The sequence below is a fragment of the Novacetimonas cocois genome (assembly GCF_003311635.1).
Classification (GTDB): domain Bacteria; phylum Pseudomonadota; class Alphaproteobacteria; order Acetobacterales; family Acetobacteraceae; genus Novacetimonas; species Novacetimonas cocois.
In genome coordinates this window covers 196,508-209,969 of record NZ_QEXL01000002.1, presented here as the reverse complement: position 1 = coordinate 209,969, position 13,462 = coordinate 196,508, and the positions used below count along the sequence as shown (strand labels likewise).

Annotated in this window: 9 protein-coding genes; 2 read left to right on the top strand and 7 right to left on the bottom strand. The window is 65.4% G+C overall.

All coding sequences use genetic code 11. The annotated features are described in order from the left end of the window. The first annotated feature begins 18 nt into the window (after positions 1 to 18). Entirely contained in the window at positions 19 to 159 is a 141-nt protein-coding gene (locus NJLHNGOC_RS15820; RefSeq protein WP_165837822.1) for a hypothetical protein, read from the top strand. A 240-nt stretch (positions 160 to 399) separates the two neighbouring features. On the opposite strand, the gene NJLHNGOC_RS02610 is transcribed toward NJLHNGOC_RS15820, so the two are convergent. The 6 genes from NJLHNGOC_RS02610 to NJLHNGOC_RS02585 form a co-directional block, all read right to left on the bottom strand. Then, positions 400 to 1,392: a Tim44 domain-containing protein gene (locus tag NJLHNGOC_RS02610; RefSeq protein ID WP_113594953.1), complete on the bottom strand. Its 993-nt coding sequence runs from the start codon at positions 1,390 to 1,392 to the stop codon at positions 400 to 402. A gap of 138 nt (positions 1,393 to 1,530) precedes the next feature. After that, positions 1,531 to 2,871: a TldD/PmbA family protein gene (locus tag NJLHNGOC_RS02605; RefSeq protein WP_113594952.1), complete on the bottom strand. Its 1,341-nt coding sequence runs from the start codon at positions 2,869 to 2,871 to the stop codon at positions 1,531 to 1,533. Beyond that, a complete protein-coding gene (locus NJLHNGOC_RS02600) occupies positions 2,868 to 4,133 on the bottom strand; it encodes a M16 family metallopeptidase (RefSeq protein ID WP_113594951.1) in 1,266 nt (421 codons plus the stop codon). Before NJLHNGOC_RS02600 ends, NJLHNGOC_RS02605 begins: the two co-directional genes overlap by 4 nt. An 82-nt stretch (positions 4,134 to 4,215) precedes the next feature. After that, on the bottom strand, positions 4,216 to 5,613 hold the full coding sequence (gene thrC, locus NJLHNGOC_RS02595) for a threonine synthase (protein WP_113595030.1): 1,398 nt from the start codon (positions 5,611 to 5,613) through the stop codon (positions 4,216 to 4,218). An 89-nt stretch (positions 5,614 to 5,702) separates the two neighbouring features. Further along, positions 5,703 to 6,935 carry a major royal jelly family protein gene (locus NJLHNGOC_RS02590; RefSeq protein WP_239021275.1) on the bottom strand — a complete coding sequence of 411 codons (1,233 nt, stop codon included), beginning with the start codon at positions 6,933 to 6,935 and terminating at the stop codon, positions 5,703 to 5,705. 73 nt (positions 6,936 to 7,008) lie between these two features. Beyond that, entirely contained in the window at positions 7,009 to 8,529 is a 1,521-nt protein-coding gene (locus tag NJLHNGOC_RS02585; protein WP_113594950.1) for a carboxypeptidase M32, read from the bottom strand. A 91-nt stretch (positions 8,530 to 8,620) separates the two neighbouring features. Here NJLHNGOC_RS02585 and NJLHNGOC_RS02580 point away from each other — a divergent pair, with 91 nt between their 5' ends. Then, positions 8,621 to 10,570, top strand: coding sequence for a tetratricopeptide repeat protein (locus tag NJLHNGOC_RS02580; protein WP_113594949.1), 1,950 nt, complete (start codon positions 8,621 to 8,623; stop codon positions 10,568 to 10,570). Here the strand turns inward: NJLHNGOC_RS02580 and NJLHNGOC_RS02575 are convergent. Next, positions 10,560 to 13,445, bottom strand: a complete 2,886-nt coding sequence (locus NJLHNGOC_RS02575) for a [protein-PII] uridylyltransferase (protein WP_113594948.1) — start codon at positions 13,443 to 13,445, stop codon at positions 10,560 to 10,562. The genes NJLHNGOC_RS02580 and NJLHNGOC_RS02575 overlap by 11 nt on opposite strands. Positions 13,446 to 13,462: the final 17 nt, after the last annotated feature.

The window sequence follows — 13,462 nt, the reverse complement described above, 5'->3', positions numbered from 1 at the left end:
CTTGCAAGGGATCGCGCAATGTCATCGGATAATGCCCCCGTCTTACGGACCGAGGCCGAGGAATCCGCCCGCCGTCACAAAGGACGCATCTATGGTGTTGCCCTGACGCTGGGTGCGCTGGCAACGATCCTGTATGTGTTGAGCCTCATCAGGATCTGAGACAGGCCGTCGAAAAAAGAGCCTGTAATCATAGGAAAGTTTTTGGTGAAGCTTTTTTCAAAAAGCTTCAAAGAGACGCCACCTTTTTGAAAAAAGGCGGCATCCAAAAACGTTTATGACTTCCCGGGGTCCTGAAGGAAGCTTCTCTTTCAGGCCAAAATCCCGATCACGACATATGAAAAAGGGTGGCGGAACATCATGTCCCGCCACCCTTTTTATCGCCGTATCATGTCCGCGTCGTCACCGGGCGGCCTGCTGTATGGCGGCCACCAGCCATGTTCCGCCACGTGCACTGCGCACGAAGGTCCAGAGTTCCGTGACCGTCGTGCGCTCTGTGGAGCTACCGTCAATTACACGGCCGGTCATGTCGGTGGTGATGTCGATCAGGGAATACCGCATGGCGACCGTGGCATAATCCATGCCGTTTTCCCGCCAGCTTTCCGTCAGGTCTCCCCGTTCAAAGCGTACGTCCGACACGACATTGCGTGCGCCCCGGCTGGCAAGTTCGTTCAGCTGGTTGCTGAAGTAATTGACCATCTCGGGCGTTGCCATATGCTGCAGCGCACCAAGGTTCTGCTGGCTCCATGCCGTCTGCACATTGATCAGCGCCTGCTCGAACGCCTGATAATCCGCTGCCGTCAGGACAGGCTGCGGACTGGCGGCACTGCTGCCCCCCATCGGCTGCTGCGCGGGGGCGCCGCCCGTCAGGCTGGACAGGCCCGGCATGCTCACCGGACCGCCGGAAGCCCTGTTCCCGGCAAAGCGGCGGACCAGCCAGCGTACCACGAAGAAAATCAGCAGAAGCTGGATCAGCAGGCCGAAGATCCCGCTACCCCCCATGCCGCCACCGAACATCCCATGACCAAACAGCATGCCGAACAGGCCCGCGCCCAGCAGACCACCGGCAAAGCCGCTGAGGAAGGGATGGCGGGGCCGCCCCATCATCGCAGCCGCCCCCGCGCCATAAGGCATGCGCGAGGCCGTGCCATAAGGCGCGGACGGGCTGGAACGCGGCGTCATCGTCTGCTGGAACGGAGTCGCGCCATACGGGGCCGTGGCCGACCGGGGAGGTGCGCTGTATGTGCGGGACCCCCGGCTGCCCATCGACATGCCACCACCGGCCCGCGCATCGGCGGGCACGGAATGGACAAGCAACGGCAGCACTGCGAGTGCGGCACTCAGGCTCAGGATGATGCGTTTACGTGGCATCTGTCGCGTATGGGTCTGTTTCATCTGCGTCAGGGTATCTGGTATCCTGCGATAGGGCGATCCCGTCGATGACCGACCGGACCAGAGTTTACCCAGATATGGGGTATCGATGGGCGGATAAACAGGGGGCGGGCCGTATTATCCTGCCTTCTGACGTGGATTTCATGCCCCGGCAATCATCATGTCATCGATCCGCACGGTCGGGGCGTTGGTCGCGCGACGGAATTCCAGGTCATTGGCGACCTGCATGCGACCGAACATTTCCAGCAGGTTGCCCGCAACCGTCAGTTCCGCCACCGGTTCCGCCAGTTCCCCGTCACGGATCATGAAACCGGCGGCCCCGCGGCTGTAATCGCCCGTGATGCCGTTGATGGCCGATCCCATCAGTTCGGTGATGTAAATTCCTTCGCCGATATCCGCCATCAGTTCCTGCGGTGTCACCTGTCCCGGCTGCATGTACAGGTTGCCCAGCGACGGCGACGGTGGGGAGGAGGCGCCACGGCTGGCGCATCCGTTCGATGTCAGCCCCAGCTGCCGCGCACTGCGCGCGTCGAGCGCCCATGTCCTGAGCACCCCGTTTTCCACGATCGTCAGGGGATGCGTGCGCATTCCCTCGCCATCAAACGGATGCGCGCCCAGACCGCGCCGGCGTACGGGATCGTCGATGATGGTGATACCGGACTCCATGATCTTCCGCTCCAGCCGGTCCTTGAGGAAGGAGGTCCCCCGCGCGATGGAAATCCCGTTGATCGCGCCCGACAGATGGCCCAGCAGACTGGTGGAGATACGCGGGTCCAGCACGATGGGCAGCCGGCCGGTACGCGGCCGTGTCGGGTTCAGGCGCGCCACGGTGCGTTCGCCCGCCCGCCGCCCGATGGTGGCTGCGTCCTCCAGGTCCGACAGGTGCACCGCCGAATGATAATCGTAATCACGCTGCATCGCGGTGCCCTGCCCCGCCACCACGCTGGCGGAGACGGAGTGGCTGGTGCGTGAATATTCCCCCGAAAACCCGGCGGAGGTCATCAGGACGATGTCGGTATGTCCCGCGCTGGCGGACGCACCGTTGGTGTTGGTCACGCCGCTTACCGCAAGTGCCGCGGCCTCGGCCACGCGGGCGCGTTCGATCAGATCCGCCGTCGAAGGCGTCGCCGTATCCACAAGGTCCAGCCCCGCCGCGTCAAGGCGTCCCTGCACCGCCTGGTCACACAGCCCGGCAAAGCGGTCCTCCGGCACGACGCGCGCCATGGCAAGCGCCTGTGTCACCAGCAGGTCGAAGCGCGCGGGATCAAGGCTGGTGGCCGAAACGATGGCCGAACGCCGTCCCACGAAAACACGCAGCCCAAGGTCGCATGTCTCGGAACGTTCCAGATCCTCCGCCTTGCCATTGCGCACCTGCGCCGCATGGGCGGTCCGGGTGATGTAAACCGCATCGGCCGCATCCGCGCCGGCGGCGCGTGCCCGGCTGAGCAGGGTCGAGACGAGGTCGAGCGGCTGTGCATTCATCGGGCAAGGATCTCCGCAACGGTGGCGACGGGGGGCATGTGCCGGACCGGTCCCAGCGACGTCAGGGTGGGCGTGCCATGGAAAATCCGTGCCGCCACGCGCTGCACGTCGGCGATGGTGACGGCGTCGATCCGTTTCACCGTTTCATGGGTGGGAATCAGGCGGTCGAAAATCTGCAGCTGCCGCGCCAGCTGTTCGCATCGGCTGCCGGTGCTTTCCAGTGACATCAGCAGCGATGATTTCAGCTGCGCGCGCGCGCGGTCAAGCTCATTCTGCGCCACCTGCCCCTGCACCTTGCGCAGTTCCTCCAGTGTTACGGGGATCAGGTCGGCCACCTGTGCCTCGCCCGTGCCGGCGTAAATGCCGAACAGGCCGCCCTGACGGAACGGGGCGTTGAAGGAATAGACGGAATAGACGAGGCCACGCTTCTCGCGGATTTCCTGGAACAGGCGCGACGACATGCCACCGCCCAGCAGGGTCGAAAGCAGCAGGGTGGGGTAATAGTCCGGATCGCCATATCCGACGGAGGGGAAGCCGAGCACGATATGCGCCTGGTCAAGCTCACGCTGCTGCGCGAAATCGCCCCCGACATAGGTCACGGCGGGACGCGGGGGGACGTCTGTCTGCGGCAGGTCCTGGAAATATTTTTCAACCAGCGCCACCACCTTGTGGTGATGCAGGTTGCCTGCCGCCGCGATGATGGTGTTGCGCGTGGTGTAATGCGTGCGCATGTAGGTCATCAGGGTCTCGCGGCTCATTCCGCGGATGCCGTCCTCGGTCCCCAGGGTGGGGCGGCCCATCGGCTGGTCCGGAAAGGCCGTTTCCTGGAAATGGTCGAACACGATGTCATCGGGCGTATCGTTCGCCTGCCCGATTTCCTGCAGGATCACGCCGCGTTCGCGCTCCAGCTCCTCGGGGGCGAAGCTGCTGTGGGTCAGGATGTCGCCGATGATGTCCACACCCAGCGGCAGGTCCTCCTTCAGCAGCTTGACGTAATAGGCCGTGTGTTCGCGGGCGGTATAGGCATTGATGTGGCCGCCGACATTCTCGATCTCTTCCGCGATGCCCGCCGCCGTGCGCGTTGCCGTGCCCTTGAAGGCCATGTGTTCGAGGAAATGGGAAACCCCGTTCTCGCTCGCGGCTTCGTTGCAGGTGCCGGCGGCGACATACGCCCCGAACGAAACGGTCTCGACACGCTCCATCCGTTCGGTGACGACAGTCAGCCCGGAAGGCAGGCGGGTAACATTGATGAGGTCAGTCATTCGGATCCTGCGGGGCCGGCCGGCATCTGCACCGGCGGGGCCATTTTAAGAAATCATGAAAAAAGGAGAACGCGCGAAGGAGTCAGCCGTTTTTCAGCACGGCGGCGCGAACCCTGTCCTCGATCGCGCCAAGGTCGGCGGGGACGACCTCGTAACGCTCCGGCCGGTCGAACAGATCCGCCAGCGCATCGGGCAGCGCCGGGCGGATCCCGATGGCCTTTTCCATCGCATCGGGGAATTTGGCCGGATGCGCCGTCGCCATGGCCACCATGGGGATGCCCGGTTCGCGGAAGGCATGTCCGGCGGCGATGCCGATGGCCGTATGCGGGTCCGCCATGTAATGGCTTTCGGCATGAATGCGCCGGATTTCAGCCATCGTCGCATCGTCATCCAGCGCGACACCGTGGAACAGGGCGTTCGCCCGGTCCCATACGGGGGTGGCAACGTGCATCCGTCCGGTCTTGCGGAACTCCGTCATGATCCGTGCGCATGCGCCCGCGTCGCGGTCGAGGAGTTCGAACAGCAGCCGTTCGAAATTGGATGACACCTGGATATCCATCGACGGCGACAGGCTGGGCACGACGCCATGAATGCTCATGTCGTTTTCGTTGAGGAAGCGCGTCAGGATATCGTTGCGGTTCGACCCCACGCACAGCGCGCGGACCGGCAGCCCCATCTGCCGTGCCACCCATGCGGCCAGCACGTTGCCGAAATTGCCCGTGGGCACGGCGAACGCAACCTCCCGGTCGGGCGCGCCGAGCGCTAGCGCGGAATAGATGTAATAGGGAACCTGTGCCGCGATCCGCGCCCAGTTGATGGAATTGACGGCGGACAGGTGCATGTCCGCACGGAACGTGGCGTCCGCGAACATGGCCTTTACCATGTCCTGGCAGTCGTCGAACGTCCCCTGCACCGCAAGGTTGGTGACGTTGGGTTCCAGCACGGTGGTCATCTGTCGGCGCTGCACGTCCGATGTGCGGCCTTCGGGATGCAGGATGACCACGCGCAGGCGTTCGCGCCCGCGACAGGCCTCGATCGCGGCAGAGCCGGTATCGCCCGAGGTCGCGCCCACGATGGTCACATGCCCGTTACGCTGCGTCAGGACATGGTCGAACAGGCGGCCCAGCAGCTGCATCGCCATGTCCTTGAACGCCAGCGTCGGGCCATGGAACAGTTCCTGCACGAACAGGCCGTCCTCCACCTGCGTCAGGGGCACGATGGCGGCATGGTCGAAATGGGCATAGGCGTCCCGGCACAGGCCCAGCAGCACGTCCGGCGCGATGGAGCCTTCGGCGAACGGCGCAATGACGCGCGCGGCCAGTTCGGGATACGCAAGGCCACGCAGTTCCCGCCACTGCTGGACGGAGAATGTCGGCCAGCTTTCGGGCATGAAAAGGCCGCCATCCTCGGCCAGGCCAGCCAGGAGCACGGACGAAAAATCGCGGACAGGGGCTTGTCCCCGGGTGGAAATGTAACGCATGGATCCGATCATAATGCCATCACCCCACCGCGCGAAGGGGGCGCGGGGGGATCGATTGCCCTATCCTGAACGATTTTGCGGAAGATGTGTCAGAATTTCGCTTCGGGCAGGGCCGCCACGTTGATGCGATAGACATGGACGGGCCATGTCACCTGCATCTGCCCGCCATTGAGCGCGGGGGTGCGGTCAAGCTGGGCTGCGGGAACATACAGCATCCCCTGCGGCGTGACGTGGGAACCCGCGGGCCACTGCAGGCGCGCATCCGTCACGATGCGTTGATAGATGCGTCCGGGGGTGAGGCGGAAGATGCTGCTGGTCGATACGTCGTTGAGGTAGAGCGTCCCGTCAGGTCCCACCGCGATCCCGCCATAGGGGGGGGATTTGTACCACAGGGTGGGACTGTCCTCCAGCTCGATCGGGGTGACCTTGGGATCGATCAGCACATCGGTGCCCAGCTTGTAGATCGGTCCGCTGAGCGGTTCGAAATACAGCCATTTTTCATCCGGGCTGATCGCCATCTGGCTGACATTGACGATGGCGGTGTGACCTGCCGCGTTCTTCATCACCCGTCCGTCGGGGCCAATGATGGGCCGCCCGGCCGTAAGCGCGGGGTTGTGTTCCATCAGCCGACGCTGCGCATGGCCGTCAAGGTCGGCCACGATGATCGCGGGCACGCCTTCGTCGCCGATATAGGCATGGCCATTGCCCACTCGCATGGCCGCAAGGCGGCTGTCGGGGCGCAGGGCGGCGGCATCGATGTTCCACGTGGCCGTGACCTGCGCGGTGCGGGTGTCGATCCGCACGACCTTCGGCTGGCCGCGCGTGCCATCGGCGGCGATGCCGCTGTCCAGCACCCATAACGTCCCGTCATCCTGCAGCTGGATGTCCGTGGGCGCTGTCAGGCGCTGTCCCTCCGGCGTGGCGGGATCGTTCCATGCCGCGTCGGGATAGGGATGGGGCTGTTTCGCGGAATCGAGGATGACAAGCCCGCCCTGCTTCACGCCGGTCCATGCGGGGGCTTCGGCGATGATCCGCCCGTCGGGAAGGACGACCACGCGGTCCCACGTCGCGGCTGTCGATGTCGCGACCTCCTCCATCGGGGCGGAGGGATCAAGCGGCGGCGCCGGCTTGGCCGCCCGCGCGGCGGTGGCATTCATCATGGCGAGCACCCCGGCAAGGGCGAAGGCGGCACCCGCACGGCAGGCGCGGTGCGGGCGCGACGGTATGGAAGCATGGCTGGACATCGTGCGCATGTCGCCATGAACCGCCCCGGATGGCAAGGGGGGCGACGGAATGACGGGCATCGCCACAGGAGATGCCACGGGAGATGCTACGGGGACATGGCGTCACAGGATGCCAGCGCGGGATGCGTCAGGGGAGGGGAAAGGGCCGGTCCTATTTCCCGCAATACCGGCTGCGCAGATGCCGCAGGTAGGCATCCGGTTCCGGCGGCGCGCCCGTGGCGTCGGCCACGATGTCGCGCGTGGACGCGCTGCTGGCGCGATGATGGACATGCGTGCGCAGCCATGACAGCAGCGACGTGAAATCCCCGCGCCCGATTTCTTCCATCAGGGCGGGATTGTCGCGTTGCGCCGCTTCGCGCAGCTGTGCCGCGATCATCGCGCCCAGCGTATAGGTCGGAAAATAGCCCCACGCCCCAGAAGGCCAGTGAATGTCCTGCAGGCAGCCCAGGCGGTCTTCCTTCACCGTCAGGCCCAGCAGGTCATGGATGCGTTCATTGAAGGCGGCGGGCAGGTCGCGCAGGGACATCTGTCCATTGATCAGCGCCGTCTCCATCTCGTAACGGACAAGGATGTGGGCCGGGTAGGTGATTTCGTCCGCGTCCACCCTGATGAAACCGGGATGCACGCGCGTCACCTGCCGGTACAGCGTATCGGCCGACCATGCGGGGTCGTCCGCGTCCCCGCCCAGTGCCCGCGCCACGACGGGCGCGGCCCATGTCATGAATTCGTGCGACCGGCAGATCTGCATTTCCATCAGCAGCGACTGGCTTTCATGCAGGCTCATCCCGCGCGCGCTGCCAACCGGCTGCACATGCCATTCGCGCGGCAGACCCTGTTCATACAGGGCATGTCCGCTTTCATGCAGGACGCCCATCAGGGCATTGAGGAAATCGCCATCCTCGTAACGCGTGGTGATGCGGACATCATCCTCCGCCCCGCCGCAGAAGGGATGCAGGCTGACGTCAAGCCGCCCGCGCGACATGTCGAATCCCACCGTGCGCATCATCGTGTGTCCCAGCGCCGCCTGCGCCGCCGTATCGAATGGTCCACCGGGCAGGGCAGGGACGCGATGTCCGCGCTGGTGGTCAAGGGCATCGGCGATCAGGCCGGGCAGTTCGGTTGACAGGCGATGAAACACCGGGTCGATATCATCCTGCCGCGTGCCGGGATCATACTGGTCCAGCAGCGCGTCATAGGGCGACAGGCCCAGCGCCGCCCCCTTTGCCTGCGCGGTTTCGCGGGTAAGGTCGAGCACCTCCGTCAGCAGGGGCAGGAGGGAGGCGAAGTCATTGTCACGCCGCGCCGTGCGCCACGCCATCTCGCACCGGGAGGACGCGCGCGACATCGCCTCCACCAGTCGTGACGGCACGGCGACCGCGTGGGCGTGGACCCTGCGCATTTCATGCAGGTTCGCGACCTTCCACGGATCATCCGCGACCTCCGCCGCCGCCAGCAGTCCGGCCATTTCCGGGTCCGTCATGATCCCGTGCTGCAGGACCGACAGGGTTGCGATACTTTCGGCACGGCTGTGCGCCGCCCCCGATGGCATCATGGTGGCCCTGTCCCATCCAAGGATGCCCAGCGCGTTGGTGATATGGCCCATCTGCGCGAAGCGGCGGGTCAGGGTTTCATATGCGGCCAGCGCGGAGGCGGTGGGGGCGGCATCAGGCATGGGGCGGTTTCCAGACGTAAAGGAGTCGTTATCCATTGCGCCCTAGCGTGGCGGCGTCAGACGTAACACGCAAGCAGGAGTGGCCTTATCCATGCCGGGAAGCGCAGCCAACGCGATCGATCAGGGCATGCGGATGCTGGCGCGCGGCCAGACGGTGGCGGCGGCGGGACATTTCCGCCAGGTCCTGCGCCGTGACGGGCATAATGCCGGGGCACTGCACGGGATGGCGTGCGTGGTGCGGGCCTGCGGGCGCGATGACCTTGCGATCGGGCTGGCGGGACGCGCGATCGAAATCGAGGGGGCGGCGCATTATTACGTGACGCTCGCCCTCGCGCTGATGGCGCGCGGTCATCTGGCGCAGGCGCGCGCGGCAGTGAACATCGCGATCCTCAAGGCCCCGCGCGATCCGATGGCCTGTGCCGCGCAGGCCCGCATTGCCGAGGCATGCGGCGATTTTGCCACGGCCGAGTCCGCCTGCGCGCAGGCAATCGCGGTCGCTGGTGCGCAGGCATGGCGGCCCCGCGCCGACATGGCGCGTTTCCTGTGGCGGCGCGACCGGCGCGACGATGCCCTATCGTGGATGCGCGAGGCCTATCGCCTTTCCCCTGTGGAAGATACGGCGATGTTTCATGAACTGGTGGAGATGCTGCTGGGCTGTGGTCATCTGGGGGAGGCGCGCCTCAGCCTCGAGGCATGGCTGCGGCATCTGCCCGATGACGCGCTGGCGGCGGGAAACCTTGGTGCGGTGCTGTTCGCGCAACGCGATTTCACGGGCGCCCTGCTATGGCTGCGGCGCTGTGCCGATGTCATGCCGAATGCGGACTGCCTCAACAATCTCGGCCTGACCCTCATGGCGCTGGGGGATGTGAAGGGCGCGCGGCAGGCCCTGTCGATGGCGCGTGACATGCGCCCGCGTGACGGGCGGATTGCCGTCAACCTTGCCACCGTCCTGTCGGAACAGGGGGAAGGGCGGGATGAGGCCGCCCGCCTGTGCCGCGCCGTCATGGAGGATGCGGAGGCCGACAGCCATACAAGGGCGCAGGCACGTTTCAACCTTGGCACGATCCTGCTGGCGCAGGGACGCATGGGCGAAGGATGGGCCTGCTGGGAGGCGCGACATGCGCTCATGCCGGCTGTCGTGACTCATTATCCCGTGCTGCCCTGTTGTGATCGCGCCCTTGTGGCCAACGGTTCCCCCATGGCGGCGGACGGTACGCGGGCGGAATGCCGGATTGTGGTGCGCGCCATGCAGGGCATGGGCGATACGATCCAGTTCCTGCGTTATGTCCCGCTGCTGGCGCGGCGATGGCGGGTGGTGCTGGTGCTGCCGCCCGCGCTGCACCGCCTTGCACGCAGCCTGCGTGACCGGACAGGCGCGCCAGTCGGGTCGCGTGTGGAAATTATCGCACCTGATGACAGATATCCCGCAGGAGTTTTCGCGCAATGCGACCTGTTCAGCCTGCCGCATCTTCTGGGACTTGATGTCCTGCCCCGGCCGGCGGACGCATGTGTCGGGCCACATGGCCCGCCACGCCGGTCGGCACGCGTCCGGGTGGGACTGTGCTGGTCGGGGAACGCGCAGTACCGTTTTGACAGGCTGCGTTCGATTCCGGCGGCGCGGATGGCGTTGCTGCGTGATGTGGAAGGGGTGGAGTTCGTCAGCCTGCAACATGGGGCGACGGCGGATGAGCTGCCGTTCCCCATGGAAATCCCCGCGATGGATGACGTGATGGCGACGGCGCGGGTCATCGCCACGCTGGATCTGGTGATCTGCGTGGATACGATGGTTGCGCATCTTGCCGGTGCGATGGGATGGCCGGTCTGGCTGCTGAACCGCCATGGCGGGGACTGGCGCTGGTCCGCCGCGCTGGATGGGGGCGGGGCTTCGCCCTATGGGCAGCGGGGAAGCTGCTGGTATCCCCACCTGCGGCAGTTCCGGCAGGCGGAATGCGGCCTGCCGCCCGATTCGTGGGATGATGTCCTGATGCAGGTGCGCGACGCGCTGCGCGACTGGCGCGCGGCGCGGGACGTCAGATCGTGATGCTGTCGAACTGCGAGGTCAGGCGCGTGGCATCCGCCTCCGCCTTCTGAAGACCCGACAGCAGGGCCTGGCGGATGGTGTCCAGCCGGGACTGGTCCGTGATTTTCAGCCCGAAAAGGTCCTTGACGTAAAAGACGTCAACCGCCCGCACGCCATAGGTCGTGATGTGGGCGGAGGCGATCTGCAGCTTCTGGTCGCTGATGGTCGCGGTGATGTCATGCAGCAGGCCGGGACGGTCGCGCCCGTTGATTTCAATGACCGTGCAGGCATTGGAGGCCCGGTTGTCCATCACCACGCGTGGCGGGACATGGATGGCGCGCATGCGCCGGCCGCTGCCGCGCCGCCCGCATCCGGCGATTTCGCGGCTGATGTTGATGCGTCCCGACATCGCCTGTTCCACCAGCATCGACAGGCGGGCCAGCTGCTGCGGTTCCTCGAACGCCGCGCCGTCCGCATCCTGTATCCACAGCGTATCCAGCGCCATGCCGTTGGTCATGGTGTGGATGCGCGCATCCACGATGGACGCGCCGGCAATGGCGACCGCGCCGGCGATGCGCGAAAACAGCCCCGGATGGTCGCCGGCATAGATCGTGACTTCGGTGACGCCACGCGCGGGAATGGGCTGCGATTCGATCGTCAGGGGGGATTCGCGCGCTTCCGAATCGGTAATCAGGCGGATATGGCGGCGATGGGTATCGCGGTCGAACGACAGCCAGTAACTGCCATAGCCAAGCCCCATGAAATGGGTGATGTCCTTTTCGGGCAGCCCGTCCTCGGCCAGCCACTGGGCGGTCGCGGCCTTGGCGCGGGCCACGCGCACGTCACGCTCCGTCGTCGCCATGCTGCCTTCGAGGACTTCCGCCACGCGTATGTAAAGCTCGTTCAGCAGCGTCGCCTTCCATGCGTTCCACACGCGCGGGCCAACGGCGCGCATGTCCACGATGGTCAGCAGCAGCAGCAGGCGGAGCCGCTCGGGCGACTGGATGATGTCGGCAAGGTCGAGGATCGTCTTGGGATCGTCGATATCGCGCTGGAACGCCGTGTGACTAAGCAGCAGGTGATGCAGCACCAGCCATGAGACCGTCTCGGTCTCCTCGCTGTCCATGCCCAGTTCTGGACAGACATGCAGCGCGATTTCGGAACCGATTTCGGAATGGTCGCCCCCGCGTCCCTTTGCGATGTCATGCAGCAGGACCGCCACATACAGCGCACGGCGCGAATGCAGGTTTCGCGCCAGTTCATAGGCCAGCGGGATTTCGTCGGCCATCGCGCCATGCTCGACCCGCTCCAGGATATGCAGCGCGTCGATGATGTGCTCGTCCACCGTAAAGACGTGATAGGTGTCGAACTGCATCTGCCCCACGACCCGCGACCAGTCCGGCAGCAGCCGTCCCATCAGCCCGGTTTCATTGAGGATATGCAGCCAGTAGGCGTTCCCCTTGCGCCGTCCCTCGTCCATCTGGTGGAAACTGGGTGCGTCATCGCCCTGCGCCGCGCCGGATGTGGCATGGCGCGGGCGATCGGGCGGGGTGCCGCACATCAGGTCAAGGAAAATGGCGGCGGATTCGGGATTGCCGCGCAGGCTGGCCGCATGGCGTTCCCATCGGATCATCTGCTGCATCGCAAGGGGATGGATCGGCAGCTTGCGCTTTTTCGCCCAGGCCAGCAGCCGCATCATCTGGATGGGCTCATGCTCGAAGGAGGTTCCGCGTTCGGGCAGGATGCGGCCATCCATGACGGTAAAGCCCGCGTCGCGCATCTGCGTGTCGGCCTGTGGCGCGTTGGCGATGGGACCCAGCGCCTGGCGCAGCACCGCGGGCTCCAGCACCAGCGTCAGGCGCATCACCTCGCGCACCGTCAGGAAGTAGTGGCGCATGAAGCGTTCCACCCCGACCTGTCGGCCATGGCGGGTATATCCCATCCGCCCGCCAACCACCGGCTGCACGTCGAAGGTCAGGCGTTCCTCCGCCCGGCCGGAGACGTAGTGCAGGTGAAAACGCACCCGCCACAGGAAATCCCACGACCGCCGCGCGCGTTTCGCCTCCTGCTCCGTCAGCAGGCCCAGCGTGTTGAACCCCGGCGCCAGCAGGTCGGAGACATGGCGCGTGCCGAAGGTATAGCGGCACATCCAGTAAAGCGTCTGCAGGTCCCGCAGGCCGCCGCGCCCTTCCTTGACGTTGGGTTCCACCAGATAGGGACTGTCGCCGAAACGGTGGTGGCGGGCCGCGCGCTCACGCCGCTTGTCCGTGATGAAGGACGCCGCGCCCACCGTGACGCAGGCCACGATGTAACGGGCCTCGAACATGGCGAACAGGTTGGCATCCCCCGCCAGCAGCCGCGCGTCCAGCAGCGTGGTGCGCACGGTGGTGTCGGCCTCCGCCTCGGTAATGCATTCGTCGATGGTGCGCGTCGCGTGCCCGACCTTCAGCCCCAGGTCCCACAGGAAATACAGGATGTATTCGACAATGCCGCGCACGTTGTCCGATGGCGTATCGGACGTCAGGAACAGCAGGTCGATATCGCTGAAGGGCGCCAGCAGCCCGCGCCCGTACCCCCCCGTCGCGGTGATGGCGAAACTGATGTCGTCCTCTTCCTGCGACTCGGCAGGGACGCTGCGGGTCGCGAAATCGCACAGCGTGCGGATCATTCCGTCCGTATATGCCGCCAGCAGCTTGCCCGCCGCCGCTCCGCCAAGGCGGTGGGCCTCGAACTCCTCGCGCACATGCGTCTGGAAATGCGCCAGATGCCTGCGGAACAGGCTGATCGCCTCTTCACGCGACGGACACGGGGCATGAGGACCGCTCAGCCCTAGCGTCTCGCGCAGGGCAAGGGTCATGTCCTCGACAGTGGAGGAGGCGTGGGCATGGCTCGGCATCGGGGTGTGATCGGCGT